The 22,401-nt window shown below is 66.6% G+C and carries 23 protein-coding genes and 1 riboswitch; of the genes, 5 read left to right on the top strand and 18 right to left on the bottom strand.

Translation table 11 applies throughout. The annotated features are described in order from the left end of the window. Nucleotides 1-2 precede the first annotated feature (2 nt). The 10 genes from hscB to pdxR all read right to left on the bottom strand — a co-directional run bounded on the left by hscB (nucleotide 3) and on the right by pdxR (nucleotide 8,259). Entirely contained in the window at nucleotides 3-536 is a 534-nt protein-coding gene (gene hscB, locus ACLIIZ_RS10295) for a Fe-S protein assembly co-chaperone HscB (protein ID WP_416692014.1), read from the bottom strand. Nucleotides 537-669: 133 nt separating this feature from the next. Continuing rightward, nucleotides 670-993: an iron-sulfur cluster assembly protein IscA gene (iscA, locus tag ACLIIZ_RS10290; protein WP_416692013.1), complete on the bottom strand. Its 324-nt coding sequence runs from the start codon at nucleotides 991-993 to the stop codon at nucleotides 670-672. Nucleotides 994-996: 3 nt separating this feature from the next. Then, entirely contained in the window at nucleotides 997-1,380 is a 384-nt protein-coding gene (gene iscU / locus ACLIIZ_RS10285) for a Fe-S cluster assembly scaffold IscU (protein WP_374328440.1), read from the bottom strand. Between the two features lie 20 nt (nucleotides 1,381-1,400). After that, complete coding sequence (locus ACLIIZ_RS10280) at nucleotides 1,401-2,612, bottom strand: IscS subfamily cysteine desulfurase (RefSeq protein WP_416692012.1); 1,212 nt, start codon at nucleotides 2,610-2,612, stop codon at nucleotides 1,401-1,403. Nucleotides 2,613-2,633: 21 nt separating this feature from the next. Further along, a complete protein-coding gene (locus ACLIIZ_RS10275) occupies nucleotides 2,634-3,791 on the bottom strand; it encodes a cysteine desulfurase family protein (protein WP_416692011.1) in 1,158 nt (385 codons plus the stop codon). Nucleotides 3,792-3,798: 7 nt separating this feature from the next. Then, the gene (locus ACLIIZ_RS10270; protein ID WP_416692010.1) at nucleotides 3,799-4,302 is read right to left on the bottom strand and encodes an Rrf2 family transcriptional regulator; all 504 of its coding nucleotides are present in this window, start codon (nucleotides 4,300-4,302) and stop codon (nucleotides 3,799-3,801) included. 58 nt (nucleotides 4,303-4,360) lie between these two features. Continuing rightward, the gene (gene cysE / locus ACLIIZ_RS10265; RefSeq protein WP_416692009.1) at nucleotides 4,361-5,110 is read right to left on the bottom strand and encodes a serine O-acetyltransferase; all 750 of its coding nucleotides are present in this window, start codon (nucleotides 5,108-5,110) and stop codon (nucleotides 4,361-4,363) included. Between the two features lie 56 nt (nucleotides 5,111-5,166). Beyond that, on the bottom strand, nucleotides 5,167-6,039 hold the full coding sequence (gene bla / locus ACLIIZ_RS10260) for a class A beta-lactamase (RefSeq protein WP_416692008.1): 873 nt from the start codon (nucleotides 6,037-6,039) through the stop codon (nucleotides 5,167-5,169). A gap of 20 nt (nucleotides 6,040-6,059) precedes the next feature. Further along, the gene (locus ACLIIZ_RS10255; protein ID WP_416692007.1) at nucleotides 6,060-6,776 is read right to left on the bottom strand and encodes a hypothetical protein; all 717 of its coding nucleotides are present in this window, start codon (nucleotides 6,774-6,776) and stop codon (nucleotides 6,060-6,062) included. Nucleotides 6,777-6,822: 46 nt separating this feature from the next. After that, nucleotides 6,823-8,259, bottom strand: a complete 1,437-nt coding sequence (pdxR, locus tag ACLIIZ_RS10250; protein WP_416692006.1) for a MocR-like pyridoxine biosynthesis transcription factor PdxR — start codon at nucleotides 8,257-8,259, stop codon at nucleotides 6,823-6,825. Between the two features lie 85 nt (nucleotides 8,260-8,344). Between pdxR and ACLIIZ_RS10245 the strand changes: the two genes are divergently transcribed. After that, a complete protein-coding gene (locus ACLIIZ_RS10245) occupies nucleotides 8,345-9,007 on the top strand; it encodes a pyridoxamine 5'-phosphate oxidase family protein (RefSeq protein WP_416692005.1) in 663 nt (220 codons plus the stop codon). Nucleotides 9,008-9,063: 56 nt separating this feature from the next. Here the strand turns inward: ACLIIZ_RS10245 and ACLIIZ_RS10240 are convergent, their stop codons facing one another. The 8 genes from ACLIIZ_RS10240 to ACLIIZ_RS10205 form a co-directional block, all read right to left on the bottom strand. Further along, a complete protein-coding gene (locus tag ACLIIZ_RS10240; RefSeq protein ID WP_416692004.1) occupies nucleotides 9,064-9,228 on the bottom strand; it encodes a DUF3149 domain-containing protein in 165 nt (54 codons plus the stop codon). A 223-nt stretch (nucleotides 9,229-9,451) separates the two neighbouring features. Further along, nucleotides 9,452-10,228: a gamma-glutamyl-gamma-aminobutyrate hydrolase family protein gene (locus ACLIIZ_RS10235; protein WP_416692003.1), complete on the bottom strand. Its 777-nt coding sequence runs from the start codon at nucleotides 10,226-10,228 to the stop codon at nucleotides 9,452-9,454. Next, nucleotides 10,225-11,346, bottom strand: a complete 1,122-nt coding sequence (locus ACLIIZ_RS10230) for a YbdK family carboxylate-amine ligase (RefSeq protein ID WP_416692002.1) — start codon at nucleotides 11,344-11,346, stop codon at nucleotides 10,225-10,227. The genes ACLIIZ_RS10235 and ACLIIZ_RS10230 overlap by 4 nt, the downstream gene beginning before the upstream one ends. Continuing rightward, a complete protein-coding gene (locus ACLIIZ_RS10225) occupies nucleotides 11,336-12,538 on the bottom strand; it encodes a cation:proton antiporter (protein ID WP_416692001.1) in 1,203 nt (400 codons plus the stop codon). The genes ACLIIZ_RS10230 and ACLIIZ_RS10225 overlap by 11 nt, the downstream gene beginning before the upstream one ends. A gap of 115 nt (nucleotides 12,539-12,653) precedes the next feature. After that, nucleotides 12,654-13,622, bottom strand: coding sequence for a CapA family protein (locus ACLIIZ_RS10220; RefSeq protein WP_416692000.1), 969 nt, complete (start codon nucleotides 13,620-13,622; stop codon nucleotides 12,654-12,656). Next, a complete protein-coding gene (locus ACLIIZ_RS10215) occupies nucleotides 13,619-14,014 on the bottom strand; it encodes a hypothetical protein (protein WP_416691999.1) in 396 nt (131 codons plus the stop codon). Before ACLIIZ_RS10215 ends, ACLIIZ_RS10220 begins: the two co-directional genes overlap by 4 nt. Before the next feature lie 55 nt (nucleotides 14,015-14,069). Beyond that, the gene (locus ACLIIZ_RS10210; protein ID WP_416691998.1) at nucleotides 14,070-17,162 is read right to left on the bottom strand and encodes an error-prone DNA polymerase; all 3,093 of its coding nucleotides are present in this window, start codon (nucleotides 17,160-17,162) and stop codon (nucleotides 14,070-14,072) included. 58 nt (nucleotides 17,163-17,220) lie between these two features. Then, a complete protein-coding gene (locus ACLIIZ_RS10205; protein WP_416691997.1) occupies nucleotides 17,221-17,889 on the bottom strand; it encodes a trimeric intracellular cation channel family protein in 669 nt (222 codons plus the stop codon). Between the two features lie 154 nt (nucleotides 17,890-18,043). Further along, a riboswitch (glycine riboswitch) is annotated at nucleotides 18,044-18,138 on the bottom strand. A gap of 147 nt (nucleotides 18,139-18,285) precedes the next feature. On the opposite strand from ACLIIZ_RS10205, the gene ACLIIZ_RS10200 reads away from it, so the two are divergent. From ACLIIZ_RS10200 to ACLIIZ_RS10185, 4 genes are all read left to right on the top strand, one after another. Further along, nucleotides 18,286-18,537: a type II toxin-antitoxin system Phd/YefM family antitoxin gene (locus tag ACLIIZ_RS10200; RefSeq protein WP_416691996.1), complete on the top strand. Its 252-nt coding sequence runs from the start codon at nucleotides 18,286-18,288 to the stop codon at nucleotides 18,535-18,537. Between the two features lie 34 nt (nucleotides 18,538-18,571). After that, entirely contained in the window at nucleotides 18,572-18,997 is a 426-nt protein-coding gene (locus ACLIIZ_RS10195) for a putative toxin-antitoxin system toxin component, PIN family (RefSeq protein WP_416691995.1), read from the top strand. A gap of 157 nt (nucleotides 18,998-19,154) precedes the next feature. Further along, entirely contained in the window at nucleotides 19,155-19,925 is a 771-nt protein-coding gene (locus tag ACLIIZ_RS10190; protein WP_416691994.1) for a DUF3348 domain-containing protein, read from the top strand. Beyond that, on the top strand, nucleotides 19,922-22,399 hold the full coding sequence (locus tag ACLIIZ_RS10185) for a DUF802 domain-containing protein (protein ID WP_416691993.1): 2,478 nt from the start codon (nucleotides 19,922-19,924) through the stop codon (nucleotides 22,397-22,399). The genes ACLIIZ_RS10190 and ACLIIZ_RS10185 overlap by 4 nt, the downstream gene beginning before the upstream one ends. The last annotated feature ends 2 nt before the right edge of the window (nucleotides 22,400-22,401 follow it).

The raw sequence follows: 22,401 nt of genomic DNA, 5'->3' as shown, positions 1-22,401 counted from the left end.
TTTCAGTCTTCCAGCGACGCCAGCGCGTCGTCGATTTCAAACAGCAATTTTTCCAGGAACATCAGGCGCCGCACCCGGTCGGTGACCGCGGTGTAATCCTGCGCGTCGTCGAGCAGACCCGCCACTTCCTCGTAGCGGCCGCCGATGTCGTCCGTCAGGCGCAGGAACAGCCGCTCCAGTTCATGGTGATCGCCGCCGGCGCGCGCCTCCATCACCGCCTCGCGCCATTCCATCTGTTCCATCAGGAAATCGGCCGGCATTGCCGTATTGCTTTCCGCCTGCAGGTCGTGACCGGCCAGTTCGAGCAGGTACTTCGCCCGCTCCAGCGGCTTTTTCAGCGTCATGTAGGCTTCATTGGCACGCGTCGCCCACTGCATCGACAAACGCCGCTCGGCTTCCGGGGCGCTGGCGAAACGGTCCGGATGAACCCGCGCCTGGACGTCGCGGTAGCGCGAATCGAGTTCCGACAGGTTGAGCCGGAAGATCCTCGGCAAGTCGAACAGGGAGAAGAAATCAGCGGTCAGGTCCAAAGACAAACCTCGGAAAGGCAACACATCAGGATGCGACAAACGGCAAAGCGAAGGCGGAGCAAGGCGAGCCCCGCGCAGACAGTACGTCAGTACGGCAAGCGGGGCTCAACGCCGCCCCGCCGAGCCATCCCCAACCGAATCAGACGTTGAAGGACTCACCACAACCACACTGATCCTTGACGTTGGGGTTATTGAACTTGAACCCCTCGTTCAGGCCTTCGCGGGCGTAGTCCAGTTCCATCCCGTCGAGGTAAGGCAGGCTGCGCGCATCGACGATGACCTTGACGCCGTTGCTGTCGAACACCTGGTCGTCCTCGTTGATCTCGTCGACGAATTCCAGCTTGTAGGCCATGCCGGAACAGCCGCTGGTCCGCACACCGAGGCGCAGGCCGATGCCCTTGCCGCGTTTTTCCAGGAAGCCGGCGACGTGCTTCGCCGCCTTGTCGCTCAAGGTGATCGCCATTTTCTATTCTCCGTGCTTCTTCTTGTAGTCGGCCACGGCCGCCTTGATGGCGTCCTCGGCCAGGATCGAGCAGTGGATTTTAACCGGCGGCAGCGCCAGTTCCTCGGCAATGTCGGTATTTTTGATGTCCAGCGCCTGATCGACGGTCTTGCCCTTGACCCACTCGGTAACCAGCGACGAGGACGCAATCGCCGAGCCGCAACCGTAGGTCTTGAACTTGGCGTCTTCGATGACGCCCGACTTGTTGACCTTGATCTGCAGCTTCATCACGTCGCCGCAGGCCGGCGCGCCGACCATGCCGGTGCCGACGTCGGAATCGTCCTTGTCGAGCGAGCCGACATTTCGAGGATTCTCATAATGATCAATGACTTTTACGCTATAGCTCATGTTGTTTCTCCGTTAATTCGTTAGTGGGCGGCCCACTGGACGGTACTCAGATCGATACCTTCCTTGTACATGTCCCACAGCGGGGAAAGGTCACGCAATTTCTGAATTTTCTCGTGCAAGAGCTTGACCGCAAAGTCGATTTCTTCTTCGGTGGTGAAGCGGCCGATGGAGAAACGGATCGAGCTGTGCGCCAGTTCGTCGTCGCGCCCCAGCGCGCGCAGCACGTAGGACGGCTCCAGGCTGGCCGAGGTGCAGGCCGAACCGGACGACACCGCGAGGTCCTTGATGGCCATGATCATCGACTCGCCTTCGACGTAGGCGAAGCTGATGTTGAGGTTGTGGGCGACGCGCTGTTCCAGGTCGCCATTGACGAAAGTCGCCTCAATATCTTGAAGTCCTTTCAGAAGTTTGTCGCGCAAGTATTTGATACGCTTGTTTTCTTCGACCATTTCCTCGCGCGCGATACGGAAAGCCTCGCCCATGCCGACGATCTGGTGCGTGGCCAGCGTGCCGGAGCGGAAACCGCGTTCGTGACCGCCGCCGTGCATCTGCGCTTCCAGGCGGATGCGCGGCTTGCGCCGCACGTACAAGGCGCCGATGCCCTTCGGGCCATAGGTCTTGTGCGCCGAGAAGCTCATCAGATCGACCTTGAGCTGGCTCAGGTCGATATCGACCTTGCCGGTCGCCTGCGCCGCGTCGACGTGGAAGATGACGCCCTTGGCGCGGCAGATTTCGCCGAGTTCGGCGATCGGCTGAACGACGCCGACTTCGTTATTGACGAACATCACCGAGGCGAGCACGGTGTCCGGGCGGATCGCCGCCTTGAATACTTCAAGGTCGATCAGGCCGTTTTCCTGGACGTCGAGGTAGGTCGCCTCGAAGCCCTGGCGCTCCATCTCGCGCACGGTGTCGAGGACCGCCTTGTGTTCGGTCTTCAGCGTGATGATGTGCTTGCCCTTGGTGCCGGCGTAGAAGTTGGCGGCACCCTTGATCGCCAGATTGTTCGATTCGGTGGCACCGGAAGTCCAGACGATTTCCTTGGGATCGGCACCGACCAGCGCGGCGACCTGCTCGCGCGCCTCCTCGACGGCGGCCTCGGCCACCCAGCCGAAGCTGTGCGAACGCGATGCGGGATTGCCGAAATGCTCGCACAGGTAGGGAATCATCTTTTCGGCAACGCGCGGATCGACCGGGGTGGTGGCCGAGTAATCGAGGTAGATAGGCAGTTTCATCGTCTTTCTCACTGGGTCGGTTCAGGCGGTGACCGCCGTCAGTCCCTGCAGGCGTCCGACCGTGACCCGCAAGGCATTGATGAATTGTTCGACATCGGCATCGCCGTTGTCGTTACCGAGGCTGACGCGCACCGCGCCGCGGGCGATTTCCGGCGCCACGCCCATCGCCCGCAGGACGTGCGAGGGTTCCGGGTTGGCACTGGAGCAGGCGGCGCCGCTGGCGACGGCAAAGCCTTCCCGGTCGAGCTTGCCGACCAGGGTCTCACCGTCGATGCCGGCGATCGCGAAGTAGCTGGTGTTCGGCAGACGTCGCGCGTCAACCGCGAAAATGCTCGCCCCAAGTTCGGTCAGCCCGCGCTCGAGACTATCCTTCAGGGCGGCCAGACGCGCGGCTGTTTGAGCAACGCGCTGCGCCGCAAGTTCCGCGGCGACGCCGAAGCCGACGATCGTCGGCACGTTCTCGGTCCCCGAACGCAGGCCGCGCTCGTGACCGCCACCGGCAATCTGCGGCTGCAGTTCGATGCGCTTGTCGACGAGCAAGGCCGCCGCCCCCTTGGGGCCGTTGATCTTGTGCGCCGAAACGGTCAGCGCGTGCAGGCCGGCCGCGTTGAGCGTGCGGAAATCAATCGGCAACTTGCCGAAGACCTGCACCGCGTCGCTGTGCGTCCAGGCGCCGGCGGCGCGCGCCGCGGCGGCCAGGGCAGCGACATCCTGGACGACGCCGGTCTCATTGTTGGCGAGCATCACCGAGACCAGCTTCGGCTTCAACTGCAGCACGGCGGCGAAGTCCGCGTCGTCGATCCGCCCTGCTCCATCGACGGCAATCTCGCGCAGCGTCCAGCCCTGGCGGACGAGTTGCGCCGCCGGCTTGAGCACGCAAGGATGCTCGATGGCACTGACCGCGACGACGCCGGGCCGCAGGCTGGCGGCGGCGCCCTTGACGAAGAGGTTGTTGGCCTCGCTGCCGCCGCTGGTGAACAGCACTTCGGTCGGATGCGCGCCGAGCGCCGCGGCGACGCGCTGGCGCGCCTCGTCGATCGCCTGACGGGCACGCCGGCCGTATTCATGGCGGCTCGACGCATTGCCGCACAGCCCGTCGAGCCACGGCAGCATGGCCGCCCGCACCGCCGGATCGAGCGGTGTGGTCGCGTTGTGGTCGAGGTAGACGGGCGCGAACATCGGGGAATCAGGCGGCGACCGCCGTCTTGTCGCGGATCGTCCGGCGCGGGTGCGGGCCGAGCGGACGCTGGTCGGCGATCACCGATTCGCCGCGGGCGGCGGCCTTGGCTTTTTCCCGCTCGACGAGGTCGGCCAGGGTCACCGAGGCCAGGTATTCAAACATCTTGGCGTTCAGCGTCGTCCACAGGTCGTGGGTCATGCAGCGGTGGTCGTCCAGACAGTTCTCGTTGCCGCCGCACTGCGTCGCGTCGAGGTTCTCGTCGACGGCACGGATGATGTCGGCGACGCTGACCAGCGCCAGCGGCCGGGCGATGCAGTAGCCGCCGCCGGGGCCGCGCACGGAATCGACGAGCTTGTAGCGACGCAGCTTGCCGAATAGCTGCTCCAGATAGGACAGCGAGATGCTCTGCCGCTCGGCGACGCCGGCCAGGGCGACCGGCCCTTCACCGCCGCGCAGGGCGAGATCCATCATCGCTGTCACGGCAAAACGCCCTTTGGTGGTCAAACGCATTGCGGTCTCCCGACTAATAACCAAGTATTGCGGTCAACTATACATAAACCAGACAAAATCAGTCAACTATTTTGCTCAGGTATTTCGGATCGAAATCGTCGCTCTGCTGCACTTCCTGGTCGCACTTGACGCCCTGCGCATCAAGCTCCTTGAGCAGCGATGCGAGACGGCGGTCGGTTTCGGCGGCATGGTCGAGCAGGCCGTGGATCGCCTTGGCCAGCGGATCGTCCTGGTCGCGGGCGACAGCGTAGGCCGAGAAGCCGAGCTTTTCCGCCTGCGCCTCACGCTCCTTGCTCTGCGCATCGATGATGCGCGCCGGGTTGCCGACCGCGGTGGCGCCAGCCGGCACCGCCTTGGTGACGACTGCGTTGGAACCGACCTTGGCACCGGCAGCGATGACGATGGGACCGAGCACCTTGGCGCCGGCGCCGACGACGACGCCGTTCTCCAGCGTCGGATGGCGCTTGCCCCTGGCCCACGAGGTGCCACCCAGGGTGACGCCATGGTAGAGCGTGACGTCGTCGCCGATCTCGGCGGTCTCGCCGATGACGACACCCATCCCGTGATCGATGAAGAAACGGCGGCCGATGCTGGCGCCGGGATGGATTTCGATGCCGGTGAAGAAGCGCGCCAGGTGCGCGGTGAAGCGCGCCAGCCAGCGCAGGCGGTGGCCCCACAGCCAATGCGCGAGGCGATGCAGGATCAGCGCGTGGATGCCCGGATAACAGGTGAGCACTTCCCAGAACGAGCGGGCCGCCGGATCGCGGTCAAAGACCGCGCGGATATCCTCACGCAAGTGCCGGAACATGGGGTGCTATCTCCCTATCGAAAGGGGGTGAATTCTAGAATACTCGACTGAATTTGTCAGCTATTTGCAGAAAGCTCGGCCAGAACGCGCCCCACCCCGGCCAGACAGGCCTCGCGCGCCGCCGGCTCGGCCGGGCTGCCGCTCAGGTAGGCGGCGACCAGCAGCGGCGGCCGGCCGGGCGGCCAGACGATGCCGACATCGTTGGCGTCGCTGCGATTGCTGCCGGTCTTGTCGCCGATCCGCCAGTCCGCCGGCAGCCCCGCCTTGAGCCGGCGCCCGCCGGTGGCGCAGGCAAGCAGCCAGTCCTGCAGTTGCCGGCGCGACGCCGGCGACAGCACGTCGCCGAGCAGCAAGCGGTGCAGCGTTGCCGCCATCGCCCGGGGCGTCGTCGTATCGAAGGCGGGATCGGCGCCGGGCTGATTCAGTTCGGGTTCACGCCGGTCGAGCCGGGTGACATCGTCGCCGCTGCGGCGCAGGAAGGCGGTCAGCGCCGCCGGTCCGGCGAAGCTGTCGAGGATCAGGTTGGCGGCGGCGTTGTCGCTGGTGGCGATGGTCGCCGCGCACAGTTCGCCCAGGGTCATGCCCTGGCCGTCGGCGAATTTCTCGGTCACCGGCGACCACGGCAGCAGGACCGAGCGGTCGAAGACGATGCGCCGGTCGAGACGCTCGAGGCCGGCATCGACCCGCTGCAGCACGCAGGCGCCGGCGAGCGCCTTGAACGAGCTGAGCAGCATGAAGCGCTCGTCGGCGCGATAGCCGACGCTGGCACCGTTTGCCGTATCGATGATGTGCACGCCGAGGCGGCCGCCGACCGTGGCTTCCAGTGCGCGCAGGCGATCAGCGACGGAGCCGCTGGCCAGCGCCACGCGCGGGGCGGCGGCAATCAGGCCGATGGCGGAAAGGGAGCGGAGAAAACGGCGGCGCGACATGCGCGCATTGTGCCAGCCGCTCAGGCGCCCGGCCAGGCGACCGGCTCGCCGTCGGCGCTCAGGCTGATCTGGCCATCGCTGGAGAAATGCAGCGAGATCTGCGCCGACGGTCGGTTGTCGGAGAACAACCAGGAATACTTGGCAACAACCGCGGCGGCTTCGGCCGACGAGGCGGCGGCGGTGTATTCCTCATGGAAAGGCAGGACCTTCTGCATCTCGACAAAGTGCGAGGTCAACGCAACCGCGCTCTGCATGCTGCGCGCCAGTACCGGCTCCTTGTCCAGCGCTGCCTTGAATTGCTCGGCATAGGGATAATCCGCCGGCAACTGGAGCTCACCGTTGCGATCATAGCTGATGCTCGCTGGCGCTTGCGGAATGCCGTTGGCGCTGAGGAAACCCGGCATTTCCTGGGCCACGTAGTCGTTCAGCGCCTGAATGTTGGCCGGCGACGGCAGCATCAACGGCGGCAGTTCGGTGAAACCGCCGGGGGGCGGCTGGAAGTAGGCCTCGATATCGATGTCGACCGTGCCTTGATCGGTATCGAAAGTCGCCGTGCGCGCCGCTGTGGCCGCACTGCTTTCGGCAGCCAGACGCTCGCGGGCGGCCTGCGAAATACTCACCGTGCCGGCAGCATTTGCCGCTGTCGTTACGGCAGTTGCCGCCAGCGACTGCTTGCGGAACGAGGAAGACACCGGGGAAACGACGGCAGACCACGGATTGGCGGCTTGTATGAGCATGGCGCGAGACTCTTGGGCGACGAAGTTGCATCTCGCTCTGCAAGCCTCATGCCATTTCCGCCTGAGCGGCGGCGACAGAGAGACGACGCACCAGTTCGGGAATGATCGCGGCCTCCGCCATGCCGTAGCCGAGGACCAGGCCGTTATCACCCGGCCCATCGGCGCTGTAGCGACTGAGCGCGCGCGCCGCAACCCCCTGCCCGGCAGCCGCGGCAACGATCGCCGTATCCGGCGCCCGCCCCGGCAGATGCAGCACCAGATGCAGGCCAGCATCACCACCGGCGATGCGGGCACCGGGAAAATACTGGACCAGCGCCTCGCGCAAGACCCGCTGGCGCTCCCGGTAGATCGGCGCCATCGTCCGCAGATGGCGAGTCAGCCGACCGCTGTCGAGAAAACGCGCCAACGCCCGCTGCTCGACCGCCTGGCCGCCGCGATGCAGTTCGCCGAGCGCCTGCCCGAAACTGTCGACGGCCCAGCGCGGCAGCACCAGGTAGGCGATGCGCAGGCCGGGATAGAGCAGCTTGCTGAAGGTACCGAGGTAGACCACCGGCGCTTCCGGGCGCAAGCCCTGGATCGCCGGCAGCGGCCGAGCGTGGCAGAACTCGCTGTCGTAGTCGTCCTCGATCAGCCAGTGCTGTCCGGGCACCAGGCGGGCCAGGAAAGCCAGCCGCCGTTCGAGCGCCAGCACGCTGCCGCCCGGGTACTGGTGCGACGGCGTCAGGTGCAGCAGGCGCGGCGGCCGTTCCCGCCACAGCGCATCCGGCGCCGCCATGCCCTGGCCGTCCACCGCCACCGACTGCACCGTCAGCCCGGCGGCGAGCAGCGTGTTGCGGGCGACCGGGTAGCCTGGCTCCTCGACCCAGGCAATATCGCCGGGGTCGGCCAGCAGGCGGGCGCAAGCGTCGAGCGCCGCCTGGGCGCCGGGCAGGATGAAGACCTGCGCCGCCGTGCAAACAACGCCGCGGCGGGCGCCGAGAAAACTGGCGACGGCCTGCCGCAGCGCCGGCTCGCCGCCGACCTCGGCGTAAGCGAGATGACGGGCGCCGACCGCGCGCCAGGCGTCCTGCAGCAGGCGCGACCAGAGCGGCCAGGGAAAGGCGTTGAGATCGGGGACGCCAGGCGCGAACGGCAAGGTCGGCTCGCCACGGCTGCTCGCCGACAGCGTAGCGGCGCGGCGCGACAGGACGCCGGATGCCGGCACCGGCGGCGGCAGCCTTGACGGCGCCGGCAAGCTGGCCACCCGGGTGCCGCCGCGATCGGCGACGAGAAAACCTTCGGCAAGCAGTTGCTGGTAAGCGTGCAACACGCAGTTGCGCGCCATGCCCGCGTCAACCGCCAGACGACGGCTGGCCGGCAGACGCAGGCCGGCGCCGAGGCGACCGTTAACGATCGCCTGCTTGAGCAGGCGGTACAGCCGCTGCTGGCGTGCCTCACCGGCGGCAGGCCGACGCAGTTCTTCGAGGAAGAGATCGAGCGCCATCTGGCTCCATCATTGAGTGGTTTCTTGGCTCCATCGATGGTGCCATAGCCGGGCTATGCTGACCGGACTTTTTCAGGAGAACATGATGAAACCGGACGCCCCCAGCCCGCGAACGCAAATCCGCCGCAAGCCGCAACGCGGCCACTACGACTTCGCCACCATCGCCGCCATCGTCGATGCGGCGCAAATCTGCCAGATCGCCTTCAACGAGGGAGGCAGCGTGCACTGCCTGCCGACTGCCTGCTGGCGCGTCGGCAATCACCTGTACATCCACGGTGCCAGCAACTCGCGGCTAACCCGGACCCTGAGCGGCAGCGACTGCTCGGTCTGCATCGCCCATCTCGACGGCCTGGTGCTGGCCCGCTCGGCCTTTCACCATTCGATGAATTTCCGCTCGGTGGTCATCTACGGTCGCTTCATCGCGGTCGATGACCCGGAAGAGAAGAAAACCGTCCTCGCCGCCTTTGTCGAGCACATCAGCCCGGGGCGCTCGGCGCTGGTACGCCCGGCCAGTACGGCCGAAGTCGCGGGAACCGCGGTGCTGCGCCTGAGTCTCGACGAAGCGGCAGCGAAGATTCGCAACTGGGGCGTTGACGACGACGCCGAGGACCTGGACATTCCCGTCTGGGCCGGCGTGGTTCCGCTACAGGTGGTCGCCGGAACGGCCATCCCGGAGGCAGGTTGTGCCGAAATGGCGAAACCGGCGCATCGATTTCCACAGACTGCCGAGTACGAATCAGCGCCGTAAACGAATTTCGCCGGCCAAGGGCCGGCGAATCAGACTTGAACTTCTCTTTGCGCGGCTCAGTGGGCGCCCTGATGCGGCGGCGCGCCATGAGAAGCGCTGTTTTCCTTGGCGATCTGCTTCGATGCGTAGCGTCCGATGTAGACGCCCATCACAAGGATGAAAAGAATCGTGAAAAGACTGAGCAAACCGATGTCAGAAGTTAAGAGCAGATTCCAGGCCATGAACGTTCTCCCTCGAATTTTTTGAAAGTGCTGAATCAGCCCTCATACGAACGCAATAATTGCGCCAGATCAAATCAGCCTCGAGGGAATTTCGCGAAACAACGCCGATGTCCGCCAGACGGTCGTTTTCGGCAATCCACGACACCCGCGCGTGCGTCATGACCGGGCTTGCTTTGCCAAAAATGGCACACAAGCCTGCCAACCATGTCACACCAGACAAACCCTAGCGCCTTGCCGCGTCGAGAAATGCATCCAGCAAGGGGGCGCAATCGAGCAGACCGCCGTCGCCATGGTGGTGGAATTCCGGGTGCCATTGCACGCCGCAGACAAAGCTACGACCTTTCCAGCGGATCGCCTCGATGATGCCGTCCGCCGCCTCGGCTTCGACCAGCACCTCGTTGCCGAGTCGGTGTATCGCCTGATGGTGGATCGACACCACCTGCCCGCCTTCGCCGCCGGCGAACCAACGGATGAAGTGGCCTTCGGGCGAGAAGCGCACCGGATGCGCGTGGCGGTCGTAATCCTCGTGTTCGTGGGCAATATCCGATGGAAACTGGGTCGGCAGATCCTGATACAGCGAACCGCCGAGCGCGACATTGATCAACTGCATGCCGCGGCAGATGCCGAGCACCGGTTTGCCCGCCTCCATGAACTCATGCAGCAGTTCCAGTTCGTAGGCATCGCGTACCGGATCGCCGGCCCACGCTGGCTGCAATGGCGCTTCGCCGTAAGCCAGCGGACTGACGTCGGCACCACCCTGCAGGATCAGGCCATCGAGGTACTCGGCGTAGTCACGCAGGCGGATGTTGCTGCGCATCAGGATGCCGTCCTGCAGGACCGACGGCACCATCAGCACCAGCACATCGCGCGACTGCACCCACTGGGCAATCGACTGCTCCAGCACCTGCAAGGTCCGCGTGTGGATGCCGCGGCCGTCCGGCTGCGGATGATGGATTCGCGCCGACAGGCCAATATGGATGGGACGGCGCCGAAAGATCATGTTTCATCTCCCCGGAAAGTACGCACCGCAGCGTCGACCATGCCGCGCAACCCGCCCGATTCGCTCTGCCAGCGGCGCAAATCGCTGGCATGGTTGCCCTTGCCGGCGACCCGGCGCAGCACTTCGAGCGCCCCGCTGCTGCCGAGCGCGGCGGCGTGCGGCGCCAGTTGCTCCAGGGTGGCCAGCACGTCGTCGCGCAAGGCCAGCGTCTGATGCCGACGCGGATGGACCAAGGTCGCTTCGAGCCCGAAACGGCAGGCCTGGAAGCGGTTGTAGTTGTACACCAGATAATCGTCTTCGCTGACCGGCTCGCCCCGCTCGCGCAGCATCCGGCACAGGGCCTGCAGGTAGGCGGCCAGGGCGGCCGCCCGCTCGACGCTGAGCGGCGTGTCGCAGACGCGCAGTTCGATGGTCCCGTACTCGGGTTTGGGCCGGATGTCCCAGTAGAAGTCCTTCATGCTCTTGACCACGCCGGTGCTTTCCATCTTGGCGAAGTAACCCTCGGCAAAATCCTCCCAACGCAACAGGAAAGGCGCCCGCCCGGACAAGGGGAAGGCAAACACCGAGTTCAGCCGCGCCGAATCGAACAAGGTATCGACCCCCTGCAGGAAGGGCGAGGACGCCGACAGGGCGATGAAATGCGGCAGGTAGCGGTTGAGCGCGTGCAGGAGGTAAAGCCCCTCGTCGGCGCTGGCGCAACCGATGTGCACATGCTGGCCGAAGACCGTGAACTGTTTGGCCAGGTAGCCGTACAACACGGACAGTTCCTGGAAGCGCGGCTTGTCGAAGATGCGTTGTTCCGACCAGCGCTGGAAGGGGTGCGTGCCGCCGCCGCAGATGCCGACGTTGAGGCGGTCGCCAGCCTCAACCAGGGCATTCCGCATCTGGCCGAGCTGACCGAGCAAGGCGCCGTAATCGGTGTGCACGTCGGTCGAAATCTCGATCATGCTCTCGGTGATTTCCGGCTTCACATCACCCGGGAAAGGCTTCTTGCCGAGCAGGAAGAGCATGTCGGCGGCTGCCGGGGTCAGGTCGAAATCGGTGAGATCGACCAGTTGCAGTTCCAGCTCGACGCCCATGGTCAATGCGTTGCCCGCCTTGAATGCCTCAAGCGCCATTTCTTCCCTCCTCGCGCCCGGCTTCGCCGGCCAGGATCAGCGCCCGCTGCGTCGCCACCGGACCGAGCAATTCGAGCACCAGCACCAGCAGGCCCAGACCGGCGACCTGGCTGAAAACCTCGATGCCGAGATGACGCGTCTGTTCGAGCAGCAGGATGGCGAACACCGACATCGGCGTCAGCGCCAGCCCGGTCAGCGCCCCCTTGCGCCAGCCAATCCCGGACAGTCCCGCAAAGCTCACGCAGGCGCCGATCTTGCACAGCGTGCGCACAACCAGGACCGCCAGCGCCAGCCCGGCACCCTGCGCCACCTGCGGCCAGGACAAGGTGGCCGACGCAAAGACGAACAGAAGGATACTCAGCAGACTGCCCAGAGTGCCGAAACCGCGGTCGGCGCCGGAGAAGACGATGCGCCGGTAACGCACCACCAGCCCGAAAACCAGCGCCGCCAGCAGGGCCGAGAACTGCAGCGCATGCGTCAGACTGACCAGCAGCAAGGTGGCGATGGCGAAGATCAGTGTCGCGTCGCCAGCACCGCGCTGCTGCCAGCGCAACAGGATCGGCACGGCGACGCCGAACATCGCCCCGATGCCGGCCGACACGCCGATCACCACCAGGCTGTGCCACAAGGCCGGGAACAGGCCGCCGGCACTGGTCAGCACCCAGTAAGCGGCAATCGCCTTGAAAACCAGCACGGCAAAGACGCAATTGAAGGCCGACAGATGCAGCATGCGCTCGGTGACCTGGCCGGAACAGCGCAGTTCGTTGGCCACCCGCAGCGCCGCCACCGGCGACGAGGACATCGCCAGCGCCGCCAGCAACAGGGCCGGCAGCGGCGCCAGGCCGAAGACGCGGGCGACCAGCAGCACAGCGACAAAGGTAGCGAAGGCCTCGACCAGGCTGGTCACGGCCAGCCAGCGGTTATGGCGCAACCAGTTCAGGTTGATGTGCTGGCCGAGTTCGAACAGCACCAGCGCAATGGCGAAATCCGCCACCAGCGCCACCGGCGTTCCGGCGGGCGCCGGCAACAGGCCGAGCTGACCGCTGGCCAACACGAAGCCGGCCAGCGCGTAACCGCAGACGCGCGGCAAGGACAGCCAGCGGCTGACTGCTTCGCCAGCCAGCCAGGCCAGCGCCAGGGCCAGCGGCCAGGCCATGCCGGCCAGGGAATTTCCAACAGCCTCAAGCATCATGCGCACTCCCGTGGTGAGTCGCTTGTGTCTTGCGCGTGCTTCAGATTACTGCAGGTTTGACCCCCATGTCAGTATCTGGCCGAACGAATCGCCGAGAGTTCCCGCTATCGTGCTATCAGTGGGCGCGACAATCCACCGGCGCCGCCTGCCCGCGCTCCCAGCAGGCGCTGGCCGCCTGCGGCGCCGGGTGCGGCGTGCCTTCGCGGTCGATCCTGGCGACGACGATGCGCGAACTGACGACGCCGGCCTTGTCGAGTTCCAGGCGCAGCAACCAGCCGGTGTTGTTGAGCGGGTCGGTAAAGCCGTCGAAGACGAAGTTGCCGAGGCTGTAGATCACCGGCTTGCCGCGGTAGATCTCGATTTCCTGGGTGACGTGCGGATGGCCGCCGACGACGGCGTCGGCACCGGCGTCGATCATCCGCCGCGCCAGCGCTTTCTGCCGCTCGCTGGCCCGCGTTTCGTGCTCCCAGCCCCAGTGCATCACCGGGATCACCAGGTCGGCCCGGTCGCGCTCGCGCGCCTGACGGATGTCGAGCAGCACCTGCTCATCCTCGCTCCAGGCGATGCCCGGCTGGTTGTGGCCGGCCTCGAAGCTGCGCGGGAAGAATTCGTTGTAACCAAGGAAGGCGATGCGCAGCCCCTTGCGCTCGACGATCAGCGGCCGGTGGGCGTCGGCCAGCGTGCGCCCGCCGCCGAAGTAGCCGAGACCGGCCCGCTCGAGGTGGCCGAGCATCTCGCCGAAGGCCGCCGGGCCGAAATCGCCGGAATGATTGTTGGCCAGGCCGACGGCGTCGAAATGGCGCTTCACCAGCTGCAGCACGCGCGGCGGTGCGCGAAAGGTATAGGGCTTGTCGGCTTCCGCCTTGCCACCGCGGGCAACGACGCATTCGAGGTTGGCAATGCGCAGGTCGGCGCTGTCGAGAATGGCGGCGAACGGCGCCAGCGGGTCGCGCCCCTGGCGGATCACCTTGCCCGGCGTGTCGTCGAGCATCACGTCGCCGACGAAGGCGACCGAGACGGTGCCGGCATCGGCCCATGCCGGAAGCGGCAGCAGGCAGGCGGCGAGCAGGAGCAGCGATCTCATGGGCGGACACTCGTCAGGGCGCAGTCGTACTGCAGTTCGCGCCCGAGGATGGGCGAATAGAGGCGCTGTTCGCCGGTCAGCGAACGGCCGTCGGCCGTCGGCGCGCGGTAGGTCGCCTGCTGCAACAGGATGGGCTGGCCGCGGCGCTGGTAATAGACGTAAATCTTGACGTACTCGGCGACGCCGTCGGCAGCGACGACAACGGCCTTGAAGTGGAAGTTGTCGTTGATGTTGGTCGCCGGCACCCGGTAGATGTCGGCGGCCGGTCCGTAGTCGAGGACGTGGACGGTGTTCGACTGTTCCAGCCGGCAGTGCAGCCACGGCCCGTCGGCGGCGCCGGATAGTGCCGGCGCCCCAAGCAGCGCGGCCAGCAGACAAAGCTCAAGACGCATCGCGTTTCCCCTCCCCTGTGGCCGGCATCATAACCGGGAAAAGCGCGGCGCCGGCTCAGTGGAAATCCCGGCTGCGGGTTTCCAGCCGCCCCAGCCAAGCCGACAGGTCGACCAGGCGCTGGGCAACCAGATGCACGACGCCGTCGGCGCATTGCAGTTGCCCGTAGACGCCGAGCAAGGGGGCGGCGAGCAGTTCGCGCCGCTGTTTCTCGACCAGCGCCGGCTTGACGACGACGTTGGTCCAGCCGGTCTCGTCCTCCAGCGTGACGAAGACGATGCCGGTCGCCGTGCCCGGCCGCTGGCGACCGGTGACGATGCCGGCGACGCGGACCAGCGCGCGGTCGCCGCGTTGCGCCAGTTCGCCGGCGCTGAGGAAGCGCCGCGCCGCCAGATGTTCGCGCAGCAGGGTCAGCGGGTGCGGGCGCAGGCTGTGGCCGAGCTGGCGGTAATCGGCGACCAGGTTGTCGGCCAGCGTCGGCGCCGCCAGCTCGACCGCTGCTTCCGGCGCCGGCAGGCCGGCGAAGAGGTCGCCCTGCACTGCCCGCCGGCCGCTGTCGGCAACCTGCCAGGCGGCCTGCCGGCGATGGCCGGCGAGGCCGCGCAGTGCATCGGCAGCAGCGAGCTGATCCAGATCGCGCTTGCCCAAGGCACAGCGCGCCGCGAGGTCGGCGACATCGGCAAACGGCGCCCGCCGCAGCGCGTCGGCAATCCGCACGGCCGCTTCCCGGCTCAGCCCCTTGATCTCGCGCAGGCCGAGGCGCACCGCGCCGCCCTCGTCGATCCGGCTGTCCCAGTCGCTCGCCGTGACATCGGCGGGCAGCACGCTGACGCCGTGGCGGCGGGCGTCCTGGATCAGCATCGACGGCGAGTAGAAACCCATCGGCTGACTGTTGAGCAAGCCGCACAGGAAGGCCGCCGGATGATGGCGCTTGACCCAGGCCGAGGCATAGACCAGCAGCGCGAAGCTGGCGGCGTGCGATTCGGGGAAGCCGTATTCGCCGAAGCCCTGAATCTGGGCGACGATGCGCTCGATGAAGGCGGCCGGCACGCCGTTGCGCGCCATGCCGGCGCGCAGCTTGTCCTGATAGCGGGCGAGATTGCCTTTACGCCGCCAGGCCGCCATCGCCCGCCGCAATTCGTCGGCCTCGCCGGGCGTGAAGCCGGCGGCGACGATGGCCAGTTGCATCACCTGTTCCTGGAAGATCGGCACGCCGCAGGTGCGCGCCAGCACCGCGTCGATCGCCGGCGTGATCTCCTCGATACGCTCCTTACCCTGGCGCCGCTTCAGGTAGGGATGGACCATGTCGCCCTGGATCGGCCCGGGGCGCACCAGCGAGACCTCGATCACCAGGTCGTAGTAGTTGCGCGGCTTGAGGCGCGGCAGCATGCTCATCTGCGCCCGCGATTCGACCTGGAAAACGCCCATGCTGTCGGCGCGGCACAGCATGTCGTAGGTCGCCTTGTCGCCTTCGGGGATTTCGTTCAATGCCAGCGGCCCGATCATCGCCAGCATCCGGCGCAGCGCCGACAGCATGCCGAGCGCCAGCACATCGACCTTCATCAGGCCGACCGCGTCGAGGTCGTCCTTGTCCCACTGTATTACCGTGCGCTCGGCCATCGCCGTGTTCTCGACCGGCACCAGCCGGGCCAGCGGCCCGCGCGACATGACGAAGCCGCCGACGTGCTGGGTCAGGTGGCGGGGAAAACCGCGCAGCTGCTCGGCCAGCCACAGCCACTTGGCGACGCGCGGCGACGCCGGGTCCAGCCCTTGCTCGGCGAAGCGTTCCGGCATCTGCTCGCGCTTGTCCCACCAGGCGAGCGAGGCGGTCAGCGCGTCGATGCGGGCAATGTCGAAACCGAGCGCGCGGCCGGCGTCGCGCAGCGCGCCCTTGGTCCGGTAAGTGATGACTGCGGCGGCCAGCGCAGTGCGCTCGCGGCCGTATTTTCCGTAGATGTAGGCGATGACCTCGGCGCGCCGCTCGTGCTCGAAATCGACGTCGATGTCGGGCGGCTCGCCGCGCTCCTTGGAGACGAAGCGTTCGAACAGCATCGCCGAGCGCGCCGGGTCGACCTCGGTGATACCGAGCGCGAAGCACACCGTCGAATTCGCTGCCGAGCCGCGCCCCTGGCACAGGATGCCGGCGCCGCGGGCGAAGCAGACGATGTCGTAGACGGTCAGGAAATAGGCTTCGTAGCTCAACTCGGCAATCAGCCGCAGTTCGTGCTCGATGCGCTCGCGCACCGCGCCCGGCACGCCCGTCGGATAGCGCCGGCGCAGCCCGGCCTCGGTCTCGTGGCGCAACCACGAGGTCGGCGTGTGGCCGGCGGGGACGATTTCCTCCGGGTATTCGTAGCGCAGCTCGTCGAGCGAGAACGTGCACAAGGCCGCGATGCGCAGCGTCTCGGCCAGCAGTTCGGGCGAATAGAGCCGCGCCAGCCGCAGGCGCGAGCGCAAGTGGCGCTCGCCGTTCGGGAACAGCGCGTGGCCGGCGTCGAACACCGAGGTCTTCAGGCGCAGCGCGGTCAGCACGTCCTGCACCGGCCGGCGCGCCCGCACGTGCATGTGCACGTCGCCTGCGGCCACCAGCGGCAGGCCGCAGGCGACGCCGAGCGCCTGCAGGTCGGCCAGCCTGGCCGCATCGTCCGGGCCGGCGTGCAGTTCGACGGCGATCCAGCAACGTCCGGGAAAACGTTCGGCCAGCCAGCGCCCGTCGGCAACCGAGGGCGTCGCCTCGGGCACCCACAGCACCAGGCAATCGGGCAAGGCGCCATTCGGCGAGATGGCGTTCAGGTCGTGGCGCTGCAAGGTATAGGCACCCTTCTCCGTCCGCCGCCGGGCAAGCGTGATCAGCGCCGAGAGGTTGCCGTAACCGTCGCGGTTCTGCGCCAGAAAGACCAGTTTCAGGCCGTCGACCGTACTCATCTCGCTACCGATGACGAGGCGCGTCGCCCCGCCCTGCGCCCGGAACGCCTGATGCACGCGCACGACGCCGGCCAGCGAGCACTCGTCGGTCAGCGCCAGCGCCGCGTAGCCCTGCGCCACCGCCTGCGCCGCCAGCTCCTCCGGATGCGAAGCACCACGCAGGAAGCTGAAGTTGGACAGGCAGTGCAGCTCGGCGTAGTCGGGGAGCGCGGACGGGACGGTCAATGCGGGCCTCTGGCAAACAACTGTATTTTCATACAGTCATTTTAGCCCGGCCCGCGTTTCAGTCCCAGCGCTGCTGATAGGAAAAGGTCGGCAGCTTCCAGGCGAAGCGCAGCGCCAGCATGCGGAAGGCGAAACCGGCGCCGAAGCAGACCAGGGTGATCAGGTCGCTGTCCCAGCCGAGCCCGCGCAAGACCAGGAAGAGCACGCAGACGAACAGCGAGACGCTGGCGTACAGCTCGCGGCAGAAGACCACCGGCACCTGGTTGCACAGCACGTCGCGCAGCACGCCGCCGGAGATCCCGGTCAGCATGCCGGCCATGATCACGACCACCACCGGGTAATCGAGCTGCAGCGCGACGTTGCAGCCGATCAGCGAGAAGGCAACCAGGCCGAGCGCGTCGAGCATCAGGAAAACCCTCTTCATGTGGTGCATGAAGCGGGCGATCAGCGTCGTCGCCAGCCCCGCCAGGATGACCAGGTAGACATACTCGGGATGCTGGGTCCAGCCGATCGGGTAATGACCGAGCACGACATCGCGGATCGTGCCGCCGCCGAGCGCGGTGACGAAGGCGATGACGGCGACGCCGAAGAAATCCATGTCGCGGCGGCCGGCGGCCAGCGCGCCGGACATCGCCTCGGCGGCGATGGCGACCAGGTAGACGACCAGCAAGAGGTCGAACTGCTTGCTGGCGAGCGGTTGAAAAACGTGGGCGAGACTGTCGAACATCGGGAGGCTTTCGTCAAAAAAGCGGAAACCCCAGCGGGTGTTTCCGCGACGCCTCTCCCCCTGTCCTTTTACCTGAGAGTTTCGGCCCGCAAGAGCCTGCCCCTTCGGTGAGTCAGCGGGCGCAGCGCGCTCGCGACTTCTCTCCAGCCGGCGAATCATGTCTGCAGTTCGGCATGCCTGAGCGATTATGGGAGTTTGCGCCTTCGGCGGAGCTTGGCGAACCAGCGCTCTCTCTCCTGCAGAGGGGCAGGATTATCGGCAGCGCTGGGGATGCCTGTCAATCTCGAGCAGCCGGCCGAGCGCTGACACAGTGACGCCGCCTGAATCAGGCGGTTTGACCGAATCGAACGATTTAACTACATTAAGACTGTCATAGCAGCACCGTGAGGACTGAGCATGCAAACCTATACCGCCAATGAAGCCAAGACCCGTTTTGGCGAATTTCTCGACCGTGTGCAGCGCGAGCCGGTGCGGGTGATGCGCCATGACCGGGTGGTGGGCGTCATGGTGAGCGCCGAGGATTACGAGGCGATGCGTACCTTCTATGCGGATCGTCTGCTGAAAACCATGGATGAAACTGCCGCAGGCGCAGAGCGCGCCGGGCTGACCCCGGAAAAGCTGGCCGACCTGCTCGCCGACGAGAGCTGAACGGAGCATGCGTCCGGCTTCTGCGGGTTTCGCGGTGGTCATCGATACCAATGTCTGGATCAGCGGTTTGCTCTCCGCCAGCGGCGCGCCCGCGCAGTTGACGCGTCAGGCGGTGCGAAGCGGCCGACCGGTGTTTTCGGCCGAGACCTTTGCCGAACTCAGGGAGCGCTTATGGCGGCCAAAATTTGACCGCTACATCACGCTCGAACAGCGCAAACGCTTCCTGCTTGATCTTGAATCCATTGCTTGCTGGGTTGATGTGCCGCCGACGATTGCCGGCCAGCCACTGTGCCGCGACCCGGTGGATGACAAGTTTCTCCATCTGGCGCTCGCGGCCGGCGCCAACTGGCTGATCACCGGCGATCAGGATTTGCTGGTCCTGGCTGACAGCGCCGCCGCCCAGAGGGTAGGCATCCTCTCGCCGGCCGAAGCCTTGCGTCTCCCACCGTTTTCCGTCTGAAACGAGCACGAACGAAACCGAAGCGCTTCCTGCTCGCCCATGCTCTGTGGCTGACCGGCAAGACGCATGTCGGCAAACAAGGGAAGCGATCCCGCTGACCCCGGCGCAAAGTTGTAGTAGCCTTGCGCCCCCTTTTTGGTCGACCCAGGACATGATCATGGCGCGTGGATTGCAGCACGCCACATTCAACCGCTCAGCGCTCGTCCGCGTTCTCTCCGGCGCCCTGCCAGAAGTCCCCGCACTGAATTACGATTTCGGCGAGCGGCTCGGGCAATGGCTGGACGTTTCCGAAGCGTTAACGCTGTATTCGGTCCTTGCTCCCCGGGCCGGCGGCGGGGTGGCCGGGGGTTCGGCAAATGACGATCTCTCCGAGCAACTGGCCCGCGTGCGCCGCCATCTGAGCGATTCGATCAAGGCCGACGGCGTTTTCAACGCGCCGCCGGCGCGCATTCCGTTTCCGCTGCCGCTGCCCAATGCGACGCCGGAAAGTGCCGCCGACTTTTCGCCCTACCACCGCTATTACCTCGCCCACCAGCGCGACATGAACGCCGCCATCACCGCCCTGCGCGCCAGTGCCCGCAAGGCGCTGGCCGCTCGGTCGGCGGCCGGTCGGCAGCTGGCCGAACTCGACGCCACCTTCGACCAGTCGCTGGCTGCCCGCGAGCGCACGCTGTTCGGCAACATCCCGATCCTGCTCAGCAAGCGCTTCCAGCAGCGTTACGCCGACCACCGCGCCACGCTCGGCGAGGGCGGCATCGACGATCCCGCCGCCTGGGCACAGCCGGGCAGCTGGCTCGAAGCCTTCTGCCAGGATGCCCAGACCGTGCTGCTGGCCGAGCTGGAACTGCGCCTGAAGCCCGTCGCCGGGCTGATCGCCGCCCTGGCTGCCCGGCCGGGCAGCGCCAACCACGAAACGAATCCCCGATGAACCGCAATCTCAGTCTCTTCGCCTTCATCCTCGGCCTGCTCGCCGTCGTCTGGGTCGCCATCGGCTACCTCGACGGCCACGCGCTGGCCTTCTCCGTCTCCTGCATCATCGCCGTGGTCTATGTCGCCGGTGCCCTGGAAATGCGGCGCTTCCACGCCAACACGGCGGCGCTGGCGGCAGCGCTGCGCAACATCCCGGACGACATCGGCCACCTCGGCGAATGGCTGCAACAGGTGCCGGTCGCCTTGCAGAACACCGTGCGCCTGCGCATCGAAGGCGAACGCGTCGCCCTGCCCGGCCCCGGCGTCACGCCCTACCTGGTCGGCCTGCTGGTACTGCTCGGCATGCTCGGCACCTTCCTCGGCATGGTGGTCACGCTGAACGGCGCCGTGCTGGCGCTGGAAAGCACCACCGACCTGCACACCATCCGCGCCGCGCTGGCCGCGCCGGTCAAGGGCCTGGGCGTCGCCTTCGGCACCTCGGTCGCCGGCGTCGCCACCTCGGCCATGCTCGGCCTGATCTCGGCGCTGTGCCGACGCGAACGCCTGCAAGTCGGCCAGTTGCTCGACAGCCGGATCGCCGGCGTGCTGCGCGACTTTTCGCTGACCTACCAGCGCCAGGAAACCTTCAAGGCCTTGCAGGCGCAGGCCCAGGCGCTGCCCGAGCTGGTCGGCAAGCTCGATGCAATGATGAGCCGCATGGCCGAACACCACCGCCAGCTCGGCGAGCAACTGTTGGCCGGCCAGCAGCGCTTCCACGACGAAGCCAAGGGGCTGTACGGCAACCTGGCGCAATCCGTCGACCAGTCGCTCAAAGCCAGCCTCAAGGACAGCGCAACGGTCGCGGCGCAGACCATTCAGCCGGTCGTCACCGCCACCATGACGAGCATTGCAAACGAGACGCGCGCCCTGCACGACAAGCTGTTCGGCACCGTCGAAACGCAACTGGCCGGCATTACCGGGCAATTTGCGCAAGTCGTCGGCGGCGTCAGCGAGACCTGGACGCAGGCCCTGACCCATCACGAACAGGCCACCGAGAGCCAGCACCAGCAACTGCAAGCCGCGCTCACCGCCTACGCCGAGACCTTCGATCAGCGTGCCACGACGCTGCTCGCCTCGGTCGAAACCACCCAGGCCAAATTGCAGGCCGATGCCGCCCAACGACACGCCGCATTGGCCGAAACCACCACCGCCAGCCAGCAACAACTGGCTGCCACGCTGGCCACCCAATTCGACGGCGTCACCACCCGCCTCGACCAGGCCGTCAGTCAAGTGGCCGACACCTGGCAAGCCGCGCTGGGCCAGCACACCCGCACCAGCGATGCGCTGAGCGAGAAACTGGACACGACGCTGAGCGTCTTCGCCGACACCTTCGGCCAACGCTCGCAAGCCTTGCTCGACTCGGTGGCCGGTACGCACGCCGCGCTGAAGGGCGAACTGGCCACCAGTCATGCCGCCTTCGCCCAGACCACGCAGGCCCAGCAGGCCGCAATCAGCGAGCAGGTCGCCGGCCAGCTCGACGGCATCGCCCGGCGCTTCGACGGCGTCGTGCAAACGGTGTCCGAAACCTGGACCGGCGCGCTGGCCAAACACGAACAGGCGAGCGACCGCCTGACGCAGGCGCTGGAACAAACCCAGACCAGCCTCGCCGACAGCTTCGCCCAGCGCAGCGCCGCCCTGCTCGCCGATATGCGCGCCACGCAGGCTGACTGGCAGCGCGATTGGGCGAGCGGCGAACAGGCCCGTCAGGCCGGTTTTGCCGACGCCCTCGCCGCCATGGCCGGCAAGCTCGAAGCGCAATGGCAGCAACACGGCGACGCCACACTGGCGCAGCAGGAACAGATCACCCGCACGCTCGGCGACACCGCCCGCGAGCTGGTCGCCGCGCACCAGCGCCAGGCCGAAACGACCATCGCCGAGGTCACCCGCCTCATGCACACCGCCGCCGAGGCGCCCAAGGCCGCGGCCGAGGTCATCGGCCAACTGCGCCACGAACTGTCGGCGAGCATGGCCCGTGACAACAACCTGCTCGAAGAGCGCAGCCGCATCATGGAAACCCTGGGCGCCCTGCTCGACGCCATCAACCACGCCTCGACCGAGCAGCGCAGCGCCATCGACGCGCTCGTCGCGTCGTCGGCCGAACTGCTCGAACGCGCCGGCAGCCAGTTCGCCGCCAGAGTCGAGAGCGAAGCCGGCAAGCTGGTCGAGGTCGGCAGCGGCATCGCCGGTGGTGCGCTCGAAGTGGCCAGCCTGGGCGAGGCCTTCGGCGCTGCGGTCAAGCTGTTCGCCGAATCGAACGACAAGATGATGGCCGCCCTGCAACGCATCGAAAACGGCCTGGCCAAGTCGCTGACGCGCAGCGACGAGCAGCTCGCCTACTACGTCGCCCAGGCGCGCGAAATCATCGACCTCAGCATCCTGTCGCAGAAGAAGATGGTCGACGACCTGCAGCGCGTCGCAGCGAGCGAGGCATAACG

It is taken from the genome of Azonexus caeni, assembly GCF_048146105.1.
In the GTDB taxonomy this organism is placed as follows: domain Bacteria; phylum Pseudomonadota; class Gammaproteobacteria; order Burkholderiales; family Rhodocyclaceae; genus Azonexus; species Azonexus aromaticus_B.
The sequence above is the reverse complement of the archived record's forward strand: the minus strand, read 5'-3'. Positions and strand labels throughout refer to the sequence as shown.

Bases quoted from the DNA above. Each gene is read 5' to 3' on its own strand.
- iscA (WP_416692013.1), bottom strand. From the start codon at position 993: ATGGCGATCACCTTGAGCGACAAGGCGGCGAAGCACGTCGCCGGCTTC.
- iscU (WP_374328440.1), bottom strand. From the start codon at position 1,380: ATGAGCTATAGCGTAAAAGTCATTGATCATTATGAGAATCCTCGAAAT.
- ACLIIZ_RS10280 (WP_416692012.1), bottom strand. From the start codon at position 2,612: ATGAAACTGCCTATCTACCTCGATTACTCGGCCACCACCCCGGTCGAT.
- ACLIIZ_RS10275 (WP_416692011.1), bottom strand. From the start codon at position 3,791: ATGTTCGCGCCCGTCTACCTCGACCACAACGCGACCACACCGCTCGAT.
- ACLIIZ_RS10270 (WP_416692010.1), bottom strand. From the start codon at position 4,302: ATGCGTTTGACCACCAAAGGGCGTTTTGCCGTGACAGCGATGATGGAT.
- cysE (WP_416692009.1), bottom strand. From the start codon at position 5,110: ATGTTCCGGCACTTGCGTGAGGATATCCGCGCGGTCTTTGACCGCGAT.
- bla (WP_416692008.1), bottom strand. From the start codon at position 6,039: ATGTCGCGCCGCCGTTTTCTCCGCTCCCTTTCCGCCATCGGCCTGATT.
- ACLIIZ_RS10255 (WP_416692007.1), bottom strand. From the start codon at position 6,776: ATGCTCATACAAGCCGCCAATCCGTGGTCTGCCGTCGTTTCCCCGGTG.
- pdxR (WP_416692006.1), bottom strand. From the start codon at position 8,259: ATGGCGCTCGATCTCTTCCTCGAAGAACTGCGTCGGCCTGCCGCCGGT.
- ACLIIZ_RS10245 (WP_416692005.1), top strand. From the start codon at position 8,345: ATGAAACCGGACGCCCCCAGCCCGCGAACGCAAATCCGCCGCAAGCCG.
- ACLIIZ_RS10240 (WP_416692004.1), bottom strand. From the start codon at position 9,228: ATGGCCTGGAATCTGCTCTTAACTTCTGACATCGGTTTGCTCAGTCTT.
- ACLIIZ_RS10235 (WP_416692003.1), bottom strand. From the start codon at position 10,228: ATGATCTTTCGGCGCCGTCCCATCCATATTGGCCTGTCGGCGCGAATC.
- ACLIIZ_RS10230 (WP_416692002.1), bottom strand. From the start codon at position 11,346: ATGGCGCTTGAGGCATTCAAGGCGGGCAACGCATTGACCATGGGCGTC.
- ACLIIZ_RS10225 (WP_416692001.1), bottom strand. From the start codon at position 12,538: ATGATGCTTGAGGCTGTTGGAAATTCCCTGGCCGGCATGGCCTGGCCG.
- ACLIIZ_RS10220 (WP_416692000.1), bottom strand. From the start codon at position 13,622: ATGAGATCGCTGCTCCTGCTCGCCGCCTGCCTGCTGCCGCTTCCGGCA.
- ACLIIZ_RS10215 (WP_416691999.1), bottom strand. From the start codon at position 14,014: ATGCGTCTTGAGCTTTGTCTGCTGGCCGCGCTGCTTGGGGCGCCGGCA.
- ACLIIZ_RS10205 (WP_416691997.1), bottom strand. From the start codon at position 17,889: ATGTTCGACAGTCTCGCCCACGTTTTTCAACCGCTCGCCAGCAAGCAG.
- ACLIIZ_RS10200 (WP_416691996.1), top strand. From the start codon at position 18,286: ATGCAAACCTATACCGCCAATGAAGCCAAGACCCGTTTTGGCGAATTT.
- ACLIIZ_RS10190 (WP_416691994.1), top strand. From the start codon at position 19,155: ATGGCGCGTGGATTGCAGCACGCCACATTCAACCGCTCAGCGCTCGTC.
- ACLIIZ_RS10185 (WP_416691993.1), top strand. From the start codon at position 19,922: ATGAACCGCAATCTCAGTCTCTTCGCCTTCATCCTCGGCCTGCTCGCC.